Source organism: Allohoeflea poritis (assembly GCF_027889715.1).
GTDB classification, from domain to species: Bacteria; Pseudomonadota; Alphaproteobacteria; order Rhizobiales; family Rhizobiaceae; genus Hoeflea_A; species Hoeflea_A poritis.
Window position 1 is genome coordinate 138,024 of record NZ_JAPJZH010000006.1, and the last position, 16,678, is coordinate 154,701.

Annotated in this window: 23 protein-coding genes; 10 read left to right on the plus strand and 13 right to left on the minus strand. The window is 60.7% G+C overall.

What is annotated here, in order from left to right; all coding sequences use genetic code 11:
• Positions 1–11 precede the first annotated feature (11 nt).
• From OOZ53_RS11530 to OOZ53_RS11575, 10 genes are all read right to left on the minus strand, one after another.
• Positions 12–923, minus strand: a complete 912-nt coding sequence (locus tag OOZ53_RS11530) for a DUF5131 family protein (protein ID WP_271089700.1) — start codon at positions 921–923, stop codon at positions 12–14.
• Complete coding sequence (locus OOZ53_RS11535; protein WP_271089701.1) at positions 901–1,143, minus strand: hypothetical protein; 243 nt, start codon at positions 1,141–1,143, stop codon at positions 901–903. The genes OOZ53_RS11530 and OOZ53_RS11535 overlap by 23 nt, the downstream gene beginning before the upstream one ends.
• Positions 1,140–1,739, minus strand: a complete 600-nt coding sequence (locus OOZ53_RS11540; protein WP_271089702.1) for a J domain-containing protein — start codon at positions 1,737–1,739, stop codon at positions 1,140–1,142. The genes OOZ53_RS11535 and OOZ53_RS11540 overlap by 4 nt, the downstream gene beginning before the upstream one ends.
• Positions 1,736–2,458 carry a hypothetical protein gene (locus OOZ53_RS11545; RefSeq protein WP_271089704.1) on the minus strand — a complete coding sequence of 241 codons (723 nt, stop codon included), beginning with the start codon at positions 2,456–2,458 and terminating at the stop codon, positions 1,736–1,738. The genes OOZ53_RS11540 and OOZ53_RS11545 overlap by 4 nt, the downstream gene beginning before the upstream one ends.
• Positions 2,451–2,912 carry a hypothetical protein gene (locus OOZ53_RS11550; RefSeq protein ID WP_271089705.1) on the minus strand — a complete coding sequence of 154 codons (462 nt, stop codon included), beginning with the start codon at positions 2,910–2,912 and terminating at the stop codon, positions 2,451–2,453. Before OOZ53_RS11550 ends, OOZ53_RS11545 begins: the two co-directional genes overlap by 8 nt.
• Complete coding sequence (locus OOZ53_RS11555; protein WP_271089706.1) at positions 2,912–3,196, minus strand: hypothetical protein; 285 nt, start codon at positions 3,194–3,196, stop codon at positions 2,912–2,914. The genes OOZ53_RS11550 and OOZ53_RS11555 overlap by 1 nt, the downstream gene beginning before the upstream one ends.
• Positions 3,193–3,705 (minus strand): hypothetical protein, encoded by a 513-nt coding sequence (locus tag OOZ53_RS11560; protein WP_271089707.1) that lies wholly within the window; start codon positions 3,703–3,705, stop codon positions 3,193–3,195. Before OOZ53_RS11560 ends, OOZ53_RS11555 begins: the two co-directional genes overlap by 4 nt.
• A gap of 32 nt (positions 3,706–3,737) precedes the next feature.
• Positions 3,738–3,965 carry a hypothetical protein gene (locus tag OOZ53_RS11565; RefSeq protein ID WP_271089708.1) on the minus strand — a complete coding sequence of 76 codons (228 nt, stop codon included), beginning with the start codon at positions 3,963–3,965 and terminating at the stop codon, positions 3,738–3,740.
• A complete protein-coding gene (locus OOZ53_RS11570) occupies positions 3,952–4,140 on the minus strand; it encodes a hypothetical protein (protein ID WP_271089709.1) in 189 nt (62 codons plus the stop codon). The genes OOZ53_RS11565 and OOZ53_RS11570 overlap by 14 nt, the downstream gene beginning before the upstream one ends.
• Before the next feature lie 253 nt (positions 4,141–4,393).
• Complete coding sequence (locus OOZ53_RS11575) at positions 4,394–4,765, minus strand: hypothetical protein (protein WP_271089710.1); 372 nt, start codon at positions 4,763–4,765, stop codon at positions 4,394–4,396.
• Positions 4,766–5,143: 378 nt separating this feature from the next.
• Here OOZ53_RS11575 and OOZ53_RS11580 point away from each other — a divergent pair, with 378 nt between their 5' ends.
• Entirely contained in the window at positions 5,144–5,512 is a 369-nt protein-coding gene (locus OOZ53_RS11580; RefSeq protein ID WP_271089712.1) for a hypothetical protein, read from the plus strand.
• A gap of 15 nt (positions 5,513–5,527) precedes the next feature.
• Here the strand turns inward: OOZ53_RS11580 and OOZ53_RS11585 are convergent, their stop codons facing one another.
• The 3 genes from OOZ53_RS11585 to OOZ53_RS11595 are packed head-to-tail and all read right to left on the minus strand — an operon-like array spanning position 5,528 to position 6,885.
• Positions 5,528–5,875 carry a hypothetical protein gene (locus OOZ53_RS11585; protein ID WP_271089714.1) on the minus strand — a complete coding sequence of 116 codons (348 nt, stop codon included), beginning with the start codon at positions 5,873–5,875 and terminating at the stop codon, positions 5,528–5,530.
• Entirely contained in the window at positions 5,872–6,432 is a 561-nt protein-coding gene (locus OOZ53_RS11590) for an RNA polymerase sigma factor (RefSeq protein ID WP_271089716.1), read from the minus strand. The genes OOZ53_RS11585 and OOZ53_RS11590 overlap by 4 nt, the downstream gene beginning before the upstream one ends.
• A gap of 9 nt (positions 6,433–6,441) precedes the next feature.
• A complete protein-coding gene (locus tag OOZ53_RS11595; protein WP_271089718.1) occupies positions 6,442–6,885 on the minus strand; it encodes a hypothetical protein in 444 nt (147 codons plus the stop codon).
• A 125-nt stretch (positions 6,886–7,010) separates the two neighbouring features.
• Here OOZ53_RS11595 and OOZ53_RS11600 point away from each other — a divergent pair, with 125 nt between their 5' ends.
• The 9 genes from OOZ53_RS11600 to OOZ53_RS11640 all read left to right on the plus strand — a co-directional run bounded on the left by OOZ53_RS11600 (position 7,011) and on the right by OOZ53_RS11640 (position 16,678).
• Positions 7,011–7,943 (plus strand): DMT family transporter, encoded by a 933-nt coding sequence (locus tag OOZ53_RS11600; protein WP_271089719.1) that lies wholly within the window; start codon positions 7,011–7,013, stop codon positions 7,941–7,943.
• Between the two features lie 344 nt (positions 7,944–8,287).
• A complete protein-coding gene (locus tag OOZ53_RS11605) occupies positions 8,288–9,253 on the plus strand; it encodes a PDR/VanB family oxidoreductase (RefSeq protein ID WP_271089721.1) in 966 nt (321 codons plus the stop codon).
• Between the two features lie 17 nt (positions 9,254–9,270).
• Positions 9,271–10,602: an aromatic ring-hydroxylating dioxygenase subunit alpha gene (locus tag OOZ53_RS11610; RefSeq protein ID WP_271089722.1), complete on the plus strand. Its 1,332-nt coding sequence runs from the start codon at positions 9,271–9,273 to the stop codon at positions 10,600–10,602.
• Positions 10,599–11,081: an aromatic-ring-hydroxylating dioxygenase subunit beta gene (locus OOZ53_RS11615; protein WP_271089723.1), complete on the plus strand. Its 483-nt coding sequence runs from the start codon at positions 10,599–10,601 to the stop codon at positions 11,079–11,081. Before OOZ53_RS11610 ends, OOZ53_RS11615 begins: the two co-directional genes overlap by 4 nt.
• A 9-nt stretch (positions 11,082–11,090) precedes the next feature.
• A complete protein-coding gene (locus OOZ53_RS11620) occupies positions 11,091–12,722 on the plus strand; it encodes an AMP-binding protein (RefSeq protein WP_271089724.1) in 1,632 nt (543 codons plus the stop codon).
• Positions 12,719–13,894, plus strand: coding sequence for a thiolase family protein (locus OOZ53_RS11625; RefSeq protein WP_271089725.1), 1,176 nt, complete (start codon positions 12,719–12,721; stop codon positions 13,892–13,894). Before OOZ53_RS11620 ends, OOZ53_RS11625 begins: the two co-directional genes overlap by 4 nt.
• Positions 13,891–15,147: an SDR family NAD(P)-dependent oxidoreductase gene (locus OOZ53_RS11630; RefSeq protein WP_271089726.1), complete on the plus strand. Its 1,257-nt coding sequence runs from the start codon at positions 13,891–13,893 to the stop codon at positions 15,145–15,147. The genes OOZ53_RS11625 and OOZ53_RS11630 overlap by 4 nt, the downstream gene beginning before the upstream one ends.
• Positions 15,144–15,953 (plus strand): cyclase family protein, encoded by an 810-nt coding sequence (locus OOZ53_RS11635; RefSeq protein ID WP_271089727.1) that lies wholly within the window; start codon positions 15,144–15,146, stop codon positions 15,951–15,953. The genes OOZ53_RS11630 and OOZ53_RS11635 overlap by 4 nt, the downstream gene beginning before the upstream one ends.
• Positions 15,950–16,678, plus strand: a complete 729-nt coding sequence (locus OOZ53_RS11640; protein ID WP_271089728.1) for an SDR family NAD(P)-dependent oxidoreductase — start codon at positions 15,950–15,952, stop codon at positions 16,676–16,678. Before OOZ53_RS11635 ends, OOZ53_RS11640 begins: the two co-directional genes overlap by 4 nt.

A 16,678-nucleotide genomic window follows, 5' to 3' on the forward strand; every position in this document is an offset into this window, starting at 1 on the left:
TCCTTTGCACTTCATGCTGGCACCTTCATCAGTGGAAACTCGTCATGGGTCCGCCCGTCGAGGTGACGGCCGGACATCTGCTTGCCAACTCGCTTCATGACCTTGATGTTGAGTTCGACGCTCGTAGACACTGCTTCGACCAGTGCTGCCTCTACGTTTTCGAATATGCGCCCATCGTGGGCCAGCACGGTGGTCCGGCCTCTAAGACGACCCATTCCGTAAACCCACTCTCCCCATTGTTTGAAGAAGAACGAGACGCCGGCGTCTTTGCACTGATCGCGGATCGACCGCGCCCAGTCCAGGTGCATCGGCCGGGCATGCGCGCCCGTTTCGCCGCCAACAATCACCCAATCGATATCTTTGAGGTATTTGCGCAGATCGATGGCGCTAAGCAGCGGCTCAACGGATAGGCCGATCCACGGGATATTGAAGCGGCGTTTCAGCTTAATCAGGCGGGGAATGTCCCGGTCGGCTTCCTGCTGGTTCACCACCGTGATCATCAGTCCGACATTCTGTGGCCAGTTCTTGCGCCAAGCGTCGGGGATTCCCTTCTCGACGTTGCTGATGCGTTTTGTCAGCAACTGTATGTCGAGCCGGTCGCAGCGCTCCGCGTACATCAGCGCCTCATCCCGCCAAGACCACGGCACTTCCTTGTCGAATACGTCGCACATCGAGGACATAAAAACGCGCCGCCGGCGACCGTTCTTTCGCTCGAACGCGTCGGCGTCATCGTGCATCTTGCAGATCATCTTCGGCGCGCCAGCGATCTTGCGGCGCTTGACGCCGAGACCGAAAACGTCGTGGCCGCAACGCATCGCCCAGGTATCTGCGTAGCAATTTTCACACCCCGGCCCGACCGCGGTGCAACCCCACCAGAAATTCACAGTGGAGTCGGTCCATTCAATGGAGCTTGTTGCGGCCATCGCCCGTCCTCGTCTCTCGCATTATTGCCGCTTGGGCCTGCATCATGAGCTGGTTCGCGAATGCGGCCGCGTCGGCGGCACTCAGTTCAATGTCGGCGAAGGGATCGCCCTCGAAATCAATGATCGTGATGTGCACGTTGTTGCAGTTGTCGCAGACAAACGAATGGATCGACTTGGCGACTTCCAGTTCAGCAAGATCATCATCGTCTTCGTCGGTCATCGCAGGTTCTCCAATTCGGCAAGCGCGTCCTGCCTCGCGATGTTCAGTTCGGACATTGCTTCTTTGGACCCGGTCGGAGTATCGGGATGCCGTTTCTTCGACAGGGCTTTGTGACGCGCTTCAACACGGCTCTTGTCGACGATTTCGCCGTCCGAGAAATCCATCACCTGCCGCCATGTCCGCATCTTTGCCCCATTCGGCGCCGGAAGCGCCTGGAACCCGGTGAAGGTCGCTTTGACGATGTTCAGGCCACCGTGGCGTAACTCGGTGCGACGTGCCTCAAGGATGTGGTGGATGGCTTGGACGTTGTCTTGCAACTTCGGATAGCGATCGACGGCGATGCAGACCTGCCGTCCGTCCCAGACAAACCAGACCGCGACGCCAGGATCTGCGGGGTTCGTGACGCCAAGGGTGTAATTGCTCGAGATGATCACATTGTCGAGCTTGCGGCCCGAGTCCTCCGAAAACCGTCGAAGGGAATCACGCACGTTCTTCAGTGTGCCGTTGAGTGATGTCTTGAAGAGGGAAGTCGCCTTTCGCCCCGCGCGAGGCATGTTGTCCGGCCACGTCAATGGGTATTCAGCAGGCTTTGTCATGCTGCCTCCTTCATCGTGTCGATGTTCTGCCTGTGGACGGTGAACGTGTATGCCGCGACCCAAGGGTTTGCGTCCCAGCCAAGGCCGCGTTTTGCGTTCAGGCTGTCCCAAAGTTTTTGAAACTGACGGTCGGGCCCGTGGAGCGGTGACATCTCAATGCCGTTGACCATTTCCGTGTTGTCATTGTCGAAAAACGGTCGGCATCCTTCGGCTATCGCGGCATGTTCGCCGACGTCCTGAATGCGCTCAATCCGCACATCCGAAACAATCAGCGTCACCCGGCTGGCCCAGCGTGGCATAAAGATGTTCGGCTTCCACGGGCCGCGACGAGTGATCTGCTTTGGCGGGACCAATCCGTCGGCGCGATACCAAAGCCCGTTGCGATTCAGTAAACCGCCCTGCTCACGGCGCCAGAAGGACGGTGCCCATTCCGATGGCTTTGACGGTGCGCACGCACCGGCCGCAACGGTTTCCCGGACATAGAGCCGATCGCTCATGCGATACGGAAGACATCCGAGCAGGTCAAAATGCGTCATGTCGTTCCACACGGCGCGCTTGTCGCGAAAATGCCAAGTGTACCCGGGCGTTGTGGACGGCCCGAATTCGCTGACTTTGCCGAATCGCCGCAGTTTTGTGATCACCCGCCGCGTCTGGGTCTTCCTGCCTTCCAGCAGAGCCCGGACCATGGCGTCGGAAAAGAGGATGGGGAGATCAGCCATCGCATTCACCCTGTTTTGGATGGCCATCGGCAGTCTTCAATAGAGCCCAGTATTTTGCGCGAAATTGGTGGAGCATATGGGCAATTTTTCCCGCGTCCGTGTTGTAGCCATAATCGCCAGGCGCGCCGATCTTCTTCAGCATCTCGGCAAAATCGGTCTTAAACCGTTCCATCTCCGCACGACGCTGCACCGGTCGCTCGGCAGCAATTTCCTTCAAAACGGCGGGGACGCATTCCTCGGCACGCATCTTGGCGGCGTGCAGACTGCCCGCTTCACCACGGCGGACATCGCCGAAATCGAATCGGATGATCTCCCAAGAAAATGCACTCTCGCCGTCATCCACGATGCGCAGATCCAGCGGGCCATCGTCATCGGCGCAGGCAACAAACGCACGATGCAAAACCCAGTTGTATCCACGGTCGTCCTTCTGTGGCAGTTCTTCCCATTCGATCATCACGCACTCCCTGCTGTACTGCTTCGCAAGTCGTCGACAACGAGCCGGTTGCCGATCTCCATATTCTTGGCGACAATCTCGATTGCCTCGTCCGGTGTCATTGTCCGCTGATCTTGCAGCGCAATGACGGTTCCCACCGTCTGAGCCAGACACGCCAAAATCTCTTCCGCAGACAGGTTGTCGCTGTATTTGCGCAGGGTCTTTCGGATCTGCTTGACGAGTGTGATGTGTTCCGGTCGAAGCTCCGCCGGGCGCAAGCGCCTTTCTGCCCTTGGGTCGCTCATTTGACAGCCTTTGTGTTCTTGAGATCTGCCGGCAAAAGCCAGGCGGTGATCAGATGGTTGTCCTTGAAGATGAAAACGTGCCGGTGGCGCACCCGCAGCGTCGGGAGATCGGTTTCGGCGCGGTTCTTCCTGATCCAGTCGAGATACCGTCGAAGCCTGCCACTGAACGCCTCTGGCGCGGCTCCATGATCGAAAGCGTCGTTCGCCAGTTTCTCGACAGCCTTCATCGGCACGCCGAGGCGCTGGCGAACGCGCTTTGTTCCATGCCTGGTCAGGATCACGGCCATCAAAAGTCCGGTTCTCCGTAATCGTCGTCGGTGTGATCTTCGAGTTGAGACTGAGGCCGGGATGTCAATGCGCAGCATGACGCCGCCGGCGACGTTCTCTTCGAACGCGCGGCCGACGCGGGTGCGGTGCCCCATCACTTCCAGAATGACCCAGCCAAACTCCTTCAAGTCGTTCGGCGATGTTTCGATATGCTGGTCGATGGCGGCTTGTTCATTTGTCATGTTGAATCGTCTCTACAGTTGGGATGGAGGGTTCAGAACAGCACCAGCGCCATGACGGCGGAGGTGAAGCCGGCTATCGCCAGGAGCGATGATGCGGCGTGCGCGGCATAGCGATCGAACTGGATCAGGTATTGCGACGCGCACCCAAGCAGCGCGCTCAGCAAAGCGTAGATCCGCACTGTTTCGCTGCCGAAGATCACAACCAGTGCAATGAAGGTCACGGCGAACGCCATTGCGCACAAAGCGCTAATCGCTTTCATGGGCTTGGTCCTCACGATTGATGAATGTCTGGAAGTCGTATCCGGCCTTGCACCGGGTGCAGCGCATCGCCAAAAGGCGGTCGCAGTCGAGCGCCGCGTCCGGGTGTGGCTCGTCGTAGAAAAACCACTTGTGGCCGCACGCCAGGCACCGCATGGGCTCCTTTTTTCGGCCCATGGCACACACCTTATGAAACAGTCTCAGAAGTCCTCGGCGAAGGGCCCCGAGGTTAGCCAAAACGCGCGTAAGTATTTGATGTTTGACACGCGGTTCGCCACTTTTTAAAAATAAGTAGCTGAAAACAAAGGAATGTCTGCGGACTCTGACTCCGTTAGTCCTGGTTCGAATCCAGGTTCCCCAGCCAAATTTTTCAAAAATTATCTCAAGAGGTTCAGCCGGTTCAAGCCATGGCCTTTGCTTTGTTGAGCCGCTATTTGGATGCCCGGACCTCGCACTCGCCGGAATGGACGCGCTTCCATTTCCTGGTGCCGTTGACGCAGCCAGCCACGGCTCTTGCCTCGGCTTCCTGTGTCGTCCTGCGGTTGAGTGAATGACCGCAGATATATCCGGTCGAACCGAAACCGTAGATTGGTGTGGATGCATAGGCCGAGTGGCCCTTTGCCGCGACATATTCCTTGTAGGCCTTTGCGCACGGGCCGGTGCCGCGTGGCAGACGGCCCTGAACTTTTCCCTTTTGCCCGGAAAGGTCCTGGGCAACCGCGCCGGACAATTCCGGCGCAACCATGGCGCTTGTCGCAAGCATTTGCAGCGAAAGTACAGCAGACAGAAACAACCGGCTCACGTGATCCCCCAAAAGAATTGAACAACGGCATTGCCTGCAACTTATTCATGTATTTTTCATGATTCAACAACAATTTCAGCTTTTTAAACAATCACAGCAACGAAAAAGCTATACGCCAAAATCTTCTGACCGCCCTGCCAGGATAACTGCGGTCGATTGATCCTGTTTCGCGGTATCTCGCTCTAAACGCGAATATGTGATTGCGCTTAGAAAAGCTTTCCCAACGGAAATCTTTGTTGTATTGGCGGTATGTGACTATGAATTATCATGGATTTCCATGATAATTCATACAGAGAATACTGCTTAGATCGGAGAATTTACGCTCAAGGAAGTCAGTTTTCTCTGGTGCGGCCCGTATCAATACTACACAACGGAGAGATGAGTTTGACGCCGGCAAATCACTACCAACTGGAAGGTGCAAATTCCACAATCGTCTACGGTCCCGATATCGCGGGCCGGCCGCATATCGTGCTCAACGACAGGGTATTCGACGAGGTCTCGGTCGAGCCGACATCGGCGGGAGAACTGGCGACGGCGGTGATCGATCTCGCGCCGGACGTTTATACGAAAAGGATCACGGTGCTCATCCCGCCCGTGCATGTCAGTGCCGGCCCCCAGCCGGTCGAGACGATTGCCGTTTTCTCAACCCACCGCACGTCGGCACAGGGAACGCAGCCGCTTGTCGGACAACTGATCGAATACGAGATCGAGATAGTGAAGGGAACGGCGGATCACATCCTGACCTGACAGCCCCCCGCCAGCTCAGGGAAACAGGCGCCGGCGCAGCAACCGCAGAACCACCAGCGCCAGGAACAACGCCGCCGCGACATTGTTGAGCGGCAGCAGGATCTGAGACGGCAGCGGTTGCTCGAAACGGATGAGCGGTACCATCAGCCAATGCATGACGGCGGCCACCGCATCCTGGGCGGGCGCTGCCAATATCATTGCGCACAGAACAAGGGCAGCGGCAACGCCAATTCGCCTGACCAGCGCCCATCGCGCCTGTTTTTCAACACCCGTCATCACGGCGGAGACAAAATCGCGCTCCTCCAATTTCTCCTCGGCGGCGGCGAACAGGGATGTCAGTTGCGGATCGCGTTCTTCGGTCATGGGGCTTCCTCGGGCGATTGACTATATGGCGACAGGAGAGCCTTCAGGCGCCCGGTGCCGCGTCGTATGTGCGATTTGACGGTTCCGACCGGCAGGCCGGTCAGTTCGGAAATCTCGTTGTGCGTCATGCCCTCATGATAGGCGAGCACAACACAAAGCCGCTCCGGTCCGGAGAGCCGCGACAGGGCCCGGTCGAGGTCGGCCGATAGGCCGTCAATGTTCTCGCCGGCCGCATGGTGCGGTTCGATTTCATCGGCGTCCTCAAGGGCATCTTTCTTGCGCAAATGCTGCAGCCAGGCCGTCACGGCAAGGCGTTTCAGCCAGGGCCCGAAACTGCCCGGCCGGCGCAGGTGGCCGATATTGCGCCAGGCCTGCAGGAACGCCTGTTGCGCCAGATCGTCCGCCAGTACGGGATCCGCACACAGGCGCCGCATCAATTTGCGCAGCCAGGACTGGCGCCGCCGCACCAGTTCCTCGAAAGCAGCACGGTCACCCGTGCCTGCCAGACCGGCAAGCAGCGCCTCCTGGACCTGTGAATATCTGGCCCTTGCCCCCATTTGGCGTGCCTATCTGCCGCGCCGGTCACGCGGACCGGAAGCGCCCTCACCTGGCATGCGCCCCGCCACTTTCGAGGCAACGATGAGGCCGATGGCGATGAAGCCGACCAGCACGGCCGCGCCCAGAACCGGGTAGAGGGCCGGCGGGTATTGCAGGCTCAAAAACCATGCAAGGAGCGCGATGCCCGGGGCGACAAACAGGGTCACGAGCCCGTAGACCATCAATTCGCGCTGCAGACGCTCGCCGCCACCGGTGGTGGCTGAGAAGAGTTTGCCCAGCATGTCCTGATCGATCTTCTGACCGCTCGCGATCAGGCGGCGGAGGATCTCGTTCTGCGACCGTTTCCTGGCGATGTCGTACCACATGCCCGCAATGACGATCGCGGCGATGAACATCCAGAATCCGAACGCCGCGAGGCCGGTGCCCAGCCCATTCAGGCCCATATCCTGCATATCGATCTCCTTTGAATTTTCCGTTCCTGCAATAAGAGATGCATTGCGGGCAGGCTTGGATGCATGGGGCGAAAATTTTTCTGCCAAACACCCAATGCGCCCTCGCCCGTCGATTGCATTCAAGCATGCTTCGCTCTAACGTCGCGCCCATGATCTCCGACCGGCCGCTTCTCGGCATCCTCCTGATGATCGGATTCTGCATTCTAGCGCCGCTGGGTGATTCCATCGCCAAGGTGCTGGGCGATTCTGTTCCGCTTGGTGTGCTACTCGTCGTGCGTTTCGCAATTCAAGCCCTCTTGCTGATCCCGCTGGTTTTCATGACCGGTCGGAGCCTTGCCATGTCCGGCCGGGTGCTGCGGCTCACTGTTTTGCGGACCGTACTGCACATTATCGGCATTGGAGCAATGTTCGAATCGTACCGCTACTTGCCGCTGGCAGATGCCATAGCCATCGCCTTTGTGATGCCGTTCATCATGCTGCTTCTGGGCAAATATGTCCTGTCGGAGGAAATTGGGCCGCACCGGCTCATCGCCTGCGTGGTCGGGTTCTGTGGCACACTTCTCGTCATTCAGCCCAATTTTGCCGCGGTGGGCGCGCCAGCGCTGCTACCGCTGCTCGTCGCCGTCATCTTCTCGCTCTTCATGCTGGTGACCCGCCAAATTGCCAAGGAGGTCGATCCAATCTGCCTGCAGGGCGTCAGCGGCATCGTCGGAACCGCCGGCCTGGCCGTTGTCCTTCTGGTCTTCAGCAATGCCGAAATCGAACCGCTGATCCTGGTCGCCCCGAACAATTCGGATTGGGTGCTGCTGGCGCTTCTCGGCATTCTCGGCACCCTGGCGCATCTGCTGATGACGTGGTCGCTGCGCTTTGCCCCGTCCGCCACGCTGGCGCCGATGCAATATCTGGAAATACCGATGGCGACACTGATCGGCTGGCTGATATTCAGAGATTTTCCCAACACGCTTGCCTCGATCGGCATTGCCATCACCATCGGCGCCGGTCTCTACGTCATCCATCGCGAGCGGGTCACCGCAATGCGCATGGCGGCGGAAGTCTAGGACGATCCCGCCCGGGTTTGTTGTGACCGGCGCCACGTCGAAACACTTGCCCGGCCATGCTTTCCCGATCTTCGAAACGGGAATCGATTTACATGCAAATGCAATTATATCGAAGTTTTATCCGCACGATGGCCCTCAAACGCGGCGACGGATTTCCGATTTCAGTCATATTTCTGAGTGAAAATCTGCGAAAAGGCCGTTCTCCGCTGGACTGCTCCATAAATATGCAAATGAAATATTTTAGATTTAAATATTGACATGCGATTTTTCCTTCACGCATAGTCCCGAAGGGGAGAAGGAGCGCGTATCACGGTCCGGGAAACCGGACTCACGCGAGTAAATTCATGCCGGAGCTCAGGCTTGTCGTAACCAGCAGCGAGGCGGCCACACCGCAGATAAGGACCATCGAACTCGCGTCTGAGGACGGTGGCGCGCTGCCGCCCTATCGCGCCGGCGCCCATATCAAGGTGCAGCTTCCCGACGGCGGCGAACGCCCCTATTCCCTGGTCAACACCGATCCGTCGCACAACGCCACGCAGAACCCGCGAAGCTACCGGCTTGGCGTGCGCCTCGAGGAAGACAGTGCCGGCGGATCAAGCTTCATGCACACGCTCAAGGCTGGCGATGTGATCACGGCCGCCGGCCCTGAAAACCAGTTCGCGGTCAAGCAACAGGATGCCTCGATCGTCCTGATCGCCGGCGGCATCGGCATCACGCCGATCCTTTCAATGGCGAGCGAACTGACGGCCGCCGGGCGCCCGTTCGATTTTCATTATTGCGGCCGGACGCGGTCGGCACTTGCATTTGTGGAGCCCCTGCAGGCGATTTGCGGCGATGCGCTGACGTTGCATTGCGACGACGAGCCGGATACCGCGGTCGATCTCGGCGCCGTTGTCAGCGCCGCCTCGTCCGGCGCACATCTTTATGTCTGCGGTCCGCGCGGCATGATCGAGGCAGTGCGCGAACGCGCCCATGAGGCCGGCATCGACAAGGATCACGTCCATTTCGAGCTGTTCAGCAAGCACGACGAACAGGTGGCCGGCGGCTCCTTCGAAGTCGAGATCAGTTCCACCGGCGAGGTGTTTACAATCCCGCCGGACCGGTCGATCATCGAGGTTCTGGAGGAAGCCGGCGTCGATCTCATCTATGATTGCCAGCGGGGCGATTGCGGTATCTGCCAGACAGGTGTGATTGACGGCGTGCCCGATCATCGCGATGTGATCCTCACCGATGACGAACGCGCCGCCAATGATGTCATGCAGATTTGCGTATCGAGGGCGAAATCGGACAGGCTTGTCCTCGATCTGTAGACCGGGAGGAAGCAGCCATGGGCAGGTATAGCGGCAATGCGGCATCGATCGAAGCGCTGATCCGGCCGACTCAGGTGCATCGCGACGTCTATATCGACGACGAGGTGTTCGATCTGGAGATGAAGCACCTGTTCGCAAACACATGGGTGTTTGTCGGCCATGACAGCCAGGTACCCAACAAGGGCGACTATTTCGCCACCGAGATCGGCCGCCAGCCGGTGCTGATGGCGCGCCACACGGATGGCGACGTCTATGTGATGCACAATCGCTGCCCGCACAAGGGAACGAAGATCGTCATCGACCGGGAAGGCAATACCGGAAAGTTCTTCCGCTGCCCCTATCATGCCTGGTCGTTCAAGACCGATGGCTGCCTGCTCGCGATCCCCCTGAAGAAGGGCTACAAGGATACCGGGCTCGAAGACAGCGAGGCGGCCAGGGGCCTGGCGCCGGTCGGCGCGGTGAAGAATTATCGCGGCTTCATCTTCGCACGGCTCAATCCGGAAGGCCCCGGCTTCGACGAATTCTTCGGCGATTCGTTGAGTTCCCTGGACAACATGATCGACCGCTCCCCGGAGGGCCGGCTGGAGGTCGCCGGTCCGCCGCTGCGTTACATGCACCAGTGCAACTGGAAAATGCTGGTCGAAAACCAGACGGATACCTGCCACCCGATGGTCGCCCATGAGAGTTCGGCAGGAACCGCCGTCAAATTGTGGGAGTCACTGGACAAACCGGAAGGCACGACGAAACCGATGGCGATGGAGGTGATCGCGCCCTTCATGTCGCCTTACGAATTCTTCGAGGATATGGGCATCCGCACCTGGCCGAACGGCCACGGCCATACGGGCGTGCATCACTCGATCCACTCCGACTATTCTGCGGTGCCCGGCTATTTCGATCAGATGGTCGAAGCCCATGGCGAGGAACGGGCGAAAGCGATCCTCGGCGAGAACCGGCACAACACCGTCTACTTCCCCAACATCATGATCAAGGGGCCGATCCAGCAATTGCGGATCTTCATCCCGCTGGCCGCCAACAAGACGCTGGTGGAAAGTTATATCTACCGGCTCGTCGGCGCGCCGGACATGCTGCTGCAACGGACCGCCATGTACAACCGGCTGATCAACGCGCCGACCTCGGTCGTCGGCCATGACGACCTTGAAATGTACGAGCGGGCGCAGGAGGGCCTGCATTCGGACGGGCTGGAATGGGTCAATGTCCAGCGGCTTTACGCCGAGGGCGAGGACATGGACGAGACGGCGGTCGAAAACGGCACGACCGAACGGCAGATGCGCAACCAGTTCCACGCCTGGAAGAAATACATGACGATGACGATGGGGGCGGCGCAATGAGCTTTCCCTCCCGCGACGAGTTGATCGACTTCGTCTATGAAGAAGCGCGCATGATCGATGACGGCCGTTTCGACGAATGGCTCGATCTGTGGACCGAGGACGGCTATTACTGGATGCCGCTGGACTACAAGCAGGAAGACCCGCATCTGGTGACGTCGTTGCTCTACGAGGACGAATTCCTGCGCAAGCTGCGCGTCGAGCGCCTGAAGGGCGAGCGCACCTTCTCGCAAAAGCCGAAGAGCCGCTGCCATCACGTGCTGTCGCGGCCGTTCGTCGACGAGATGGACCGTGAGAAGGGTCTTTTCGTCACCCACACGCCGTTCCACTATGTCGAGACGCGGCTTGACGAGCAGTTCCTGCTTGCCGCCACTGCGCGCCACGAGCTGGTTCTCGTCGGTGAGGAACTCAAGATCCGGTTGAAGCGTGTCGACCTGCTGAACAGCGACGCCGCGTTCGGCAATATCCAGCTCTTCCTGTAAAACGGCCATATGAACGACAACCAGTTCCCAGTCCGAACGGTTTACGAGCTTTTTGCGGCAGCGGCCCGCCGCTGGCCGGAGCGGCCGTTCCTGAGCATTCTGCCGGAAACGGCGGATGCCTACGGTATCGAGGCCGGCGAGCGAAGCTATCGCGACATGCTCGACGCGGTCGACATGATCCGGGCCCAATATGCGAAGGCAGGATACCGCGCCGGCGAGCGCGTGATGCTGCTGCTGGAGAACCGCCCGTCCTATTTCCTGCACTGGTTCGCGCTGAATGCCCTTGGCCTTTCGGTGGTGCCGGTCAATCCGGATCTCCAATCGGCGGAGCTGGCCTATATGGCCGGCCACGCGGAGCCGGTTCTGGCGATCGCAACGGCCAACCGCATCGCCGACCTCGAACAAGCGAGCCGGGCTTCGGGCGTCGGCTTTCCGGTCATCAGCGGCGATATGGAGTTACCCGCCCTGCGGGCGGATGAGATGGGCGATGTCGAGCCTTCGCCTTCCCGCGAAGCTGCGATGCTCTATACATCCGGAACGACCGGCAACCCGAAGGGCTGCGTGCTCTCCAACGCCTATTTCCTGCATGCCGGGCACTGGTATGCCCATGCCGGCGGTGTCTGCGCTCTGCATGAAGAGGGCGAGCGCATGATCACGCCGCTGCCCATGTTCCACATGAATGCCATGGCCTGTTCGCTGATGGCGATGATCACCGTCGGCGGCTGCCTCATCGTGCTCGATCGCTTTCATCCCAAGAGCTGGTGGCAAAGCGTGCGCGACAGCCGCGCCACATGCCTGCATTACCTCGGCGTCATGCCCTCGATCCTGATGAAGGCGGAGGCATCTGCGCAGGATCGCGATCATTCGGTGCGATTCGGCTTCGGGGCCGGCATCGATCCCAGGCTGCATATACCCTTCGAGGAGCGCTTCGGCATCCCGCTGGTGGAGGCCTGGGCGATGACCGAGACCGGTGCGGGCGCGGTGATCGCGGCCAATCGCGAGCCGCGCCGCCGCGGCGAAAGCTGCCTCGGCCGCCCGGAGGCCGAAGTCGAGACGCGTATCGTTCTTGACGACGGATCGGAGGCTGCGGCAGGTGAGCCCGGCGAATTGCTTGTGCGGCGCGCCGGACCCGATCCGCGCTACGGCTTTTTTTCCGAGTATTACAAGGACCCGCAGGCCACCACTGATGCCTGGGACGACGGATGGTTCCACACCGGCGATATCGTCATGCGGGATGAGGCAGGCGATTTCTTTTTCGTCGACCGCAAGAAGAACGTGATCCGCCGCAGCGGCGAGAACATCGCCGCCGTCGAGGTGGAGACGGTACTGATGCAGCACTCGGACATCCGCGCGGTAGCGGCTGCAGCCGCGCCCGATGCGCTGCGCGGCGACGAGGTGCTTGCCTGCATCGTGACGGACGGAGCGCGCTCCGAGGAAGCCGCCCGGGCGATCGTGACCTGGGCGCTGGAGCGCATGGCCTATTACAAGGCGCCCGGATATGTCGCCTTTATCGACGCGCTGCCCCTGACGCCGACCCAGAAGATCCAGCGGGGCGAACTGAAGAAACTCGTGCCGTCGCTGCTCGCCGATCCCGCGACCGTGGATACGCGGACCATGAAGAAGCGCCTGGTGCCGTCGTGAGCGCAACGCGAAAGGGTTATGACGGGGTGGTTGCCGCCGTACCGGTGACAGTGCCCTATGAGCGTTTTTCGAAGGAATCCGCGCATTGGTGGATTGCCCGCGCATTGAGGCAGTTGTGTGCGCAGGCGGGCGTCAAACCGTCCGAAATCGACGGCTTTTGCGTGTCCAGCTTCACGCTCTTTCCCGACACCGCCGTGGGTCTCACCCAGCATCTCGGACTGACGGCACGCTGGCTCGACCATATCCCGTTTGGCGGCGCAAGCGGCATAACGGCCCTGCGGCGGGCAGCGCGCGCGGTACAGGCTGGCGACACACGCATGGTCGCCTGCCTTGCCGGCGATACAAACCATGTCGACAGTTTCCGGCGCACGCTTTCAAGCTTCAGCCGTTTCGCACAGGATGCTTCCTACCCTTACGGCTCGGGCGGGCCGAATGCCTGTTTCGCGCTTCTGACGGATCATTATATGCGTCATTATGGAGCAAAGCGTCAGGATTTCGGCGCCATATGCGTGGCGCAGCGACAGAACGCCCTGCGCAATCCGCATGCGATCATGAAGAAACCGCTCAGCCTTGAGCAATATATGGCTGCGCGGGCGGTCTCCGACCCGATCGCCCTGTTCGACTGCGTGATGCCGGTGGCCGGCGCCGAAGCCTTCCTGGTGATGCGCGAGGAAGATGCTCGGGCCGCCGGCCTGCCCCACGCCCATATCCGCTCGACCATCGAGCGCCACAATGCCTTTGCCGACGATCCGATCCAGATGCGCGGCGGCTGGGCGATGGATGTCGACGAACTTTACGGCATGGCAGGCTTGATGGCCGATGGAATTGACGTGCTGCAGACCTATGACGACTATCCGGTCATCGTGATGATGCAGTTCGAGGATCTCGGTTTTTGCGAGAAAGGCGAAGCGCCGCAATTCGTGCGCGCGCATGACCTGACGATCGACGGCGATTTTCCGCACAATACAAGCGGCGGCCAATTGTCCGCCGGACAGGCAGGCGCCGCCGGCGGCTATATCGGCTTGGTTGAGGCGATCCGTCAGGTGACGGGCATAGCAGGGCCGACACAGGTGAAAGACGCCGCGACGGCAATGGTATCCGGTTTCGGCATGATCAATTACGACCGTGGCCTTTGTTCCGGCGCGGCAATTCTCAGCGGTGGCACAGCATGACCGATCCGCTCAGCCCCCCGCCCCGCAAAAACCCGCAGAAACGCACCCGCGTGCCGACCCGGCCGTCGCATGTGCGCAGCCGCGCTGCACTCGGCTTTGCGGCGGCCGCGGCCGAGGGCCGTTTCATGCTGCAGACCTGCGCCGAATGCGGAGCCGTGCAATATCCGCCGCGCGATGCCTGCGGCTCGTGCCTGTCCGTTGAACTCAACTGGACGGATGTCTCGCCGGCCGGCCGGCTGATTGCCGACACCACCGTGCGCATCAGCACGAATGTCTATTTCCGCGAGCGCACGCCATGGCGTGTCGGAACGGTGCGGCTCGATATCGGGCCGTCGGTCATGTGTCACGTCCACGGCGATGTCGCCGTCGACGATCCGGTACGGCTTTCCATCAAGCTGGACAAGTCCGGCCAGGGCGTGATGTTTGCCCTGCCGCAGAAAGCGACGCCGAATATGGAGGACGATCCTCACATGCGCGAAATGACCTGCGATCCCAAGCACCGGCGCGTGCTGATCACCGATGCCCGCAACGAGAACGCACCGGCCCTGGCGCAGGCGCTTGCCGAAGCCGGGGCATCGCTCATCTTTGTCGGCGAGGCCGAAAGCTGGCACCCCTACCCGCACCGCGCGACGCTGGAAAAAATCGCCAATGTCGAAATCATGCCGCTCGACGTGACCGACACCGCGTCGGTGACCGAGCTTGCCGCCGAGATCGGCGGCAAGACCGATATTCTCATCAACAATGCCCGTTTCGTGCGACCCGGCGGCATCATGGACCGTGGCGACGTCATATTCTCGCGCGACGAGATGGAGGTGAATTTCTTCGGCATGATGCGGCTTGCCCAGGCCTTCGGGCCGGCAATGCGCGGCCGCGGCGCAGACGGCGACAACAGCGCCACGGCCTGGGTGAATATCCTGTCGGTCTATGCCTGGTCGAACATGCCGGAATTCGGCGCATTCTCTGCCTCGAATGCGGCGGCACTCTCGCTTTCGCAGTGCCTGCGCGCCGAATTGCTGCAGGGCGGGGTGCGGGTGATGAATGTGTTCACCGGCCCGACCGAGGATGAATGGCACCAGCCGCTGCCGCCGCCCAAGGTGCTGCCGGCGGCACTCGCCCGGGCCGTGGTCGGCGGGCTGAAGGACGGGCTTGAAGATGTCTTCGTCGGCGATGTGGCGAAGGATCTTATCGACCGCTGGCGGGCCGGCCCGAAAATCCTCGAACGGGAAATGCTCGACACAAGAGGCCAGGGATGACCACGACCGCTGATCCAGCCGCCCTGCTGACGGGCCTTGCGCAATCGCTGTCGTCCGGCGCGGTCAAGGTTGTGGACCTTACCCACACGCTGGACCCGGATTTCCCGGTCATCGTGCTGCCACCGGAATTCGGCCAGTGCGCCGGCTTTCGCATGGAAGAAGTCTCCGCCTATGATCACCGGGGACCGGCCTGGAAATGGAACAATTTTACCTGCAGCGAACATACCGGCACCCATTTCGACGCGCCGGTCCACTGGATCTCCGGGCGCGATCTTCCGAACAACAGCGTCGACACCATCCCGGCCGACAAATTCGTCGGTCCGGTGTGCGTGATCGACTGTTCGGAAGGCGCATCTCAAAATGATGATTTCGAGCTGACGCCGGAGATCATCACCGCCTGGGAGGCAAAGCACGGACGGATCCCCGAGGATTGCTGGGTGCTGATGCGCACCGACTGGTCGAAGCGGCGCGGCGACGCCTATCTCAACATGCGCGAGGACGGCCCGCATTCGCCCGGTCCGACGCCGGAGGCGGTTCGGCTGCTCGTCGAGGAGCGTAATGTTCGCGGCTTCGGCACGGAAACCGTCGGCACCGATGCCGGCCAGGGCATGCACTACACGCCGCCCTACCCGGCCCACTACATCCTGCATGGTGCCGGATGCTATGGCCTGCAGTGCCTCAACAATCTCGACCGTTTGCCGCCGACCGGCGCTCTGCTGTGCACCGCGCCGCTGAAGATCAAGCAGGGAACGGGCAGCCCGCTGCGTGTCATGGCGCTCGTTGCCGATAATGGAGCGGTGTCATGAGCGGGCAAATGACCGCCGTCATCACCGGCGGCAACAAGGGCATCGGCGCCGATATCGCCAGGCGCATGCTGGACGAAGGCTATGCTGTCATATCGGTGGCGCGACACGCACCGGACTTTGCCCATGAGCGGCTGTCTTCGGTGGAGGCCGACCTGCTCGATCCCGAGGCTGTCAGCGCGGCGGCAGCGGAAATCGCCGCAAACCACAAGGTCACGCATCTCATCCAGAATGCCGGCCTGATCTGGCCGAACCTGATCGAGGATGCAAAACCATCGGACATTACCGGCCTTGCGCAATTGCATCTCGGCTCGGCCCTCACCCTGCTCCAGGCGGTGCTGCCGGGTATGAAGGAGCGCCGCTTTGGGCGCGTGATCTTCAACGGCTCGCGTGCCGCGCTGGGCGTTGCCACCCGCACCGCCTACAGCGCTTCGAAGGCCGGTATGATCGGCATGGCGCGCACCTGGGCGCTGGAACTCGCGCCGCACCAGATCACCGTCAACGTGGTCGCGCCGGGTCCGATCCTGACCGACAATTTCTGGGGCATCATCCCGAAGGGTAGCGAAAAGGAGGCCGAGCTCGCGACGCGCATTCCCGTGGGACGGCTCGGCACGGTCGAGGATGTGGCCAACGCCTTCATGTTCTTTGCGGACGAGAAGAGCAGTTTCGTCACCGGCCAAACGCTCTATGTTTGCGGCGGCGCCAGCGTCGGCACGGCGATCCTCTGA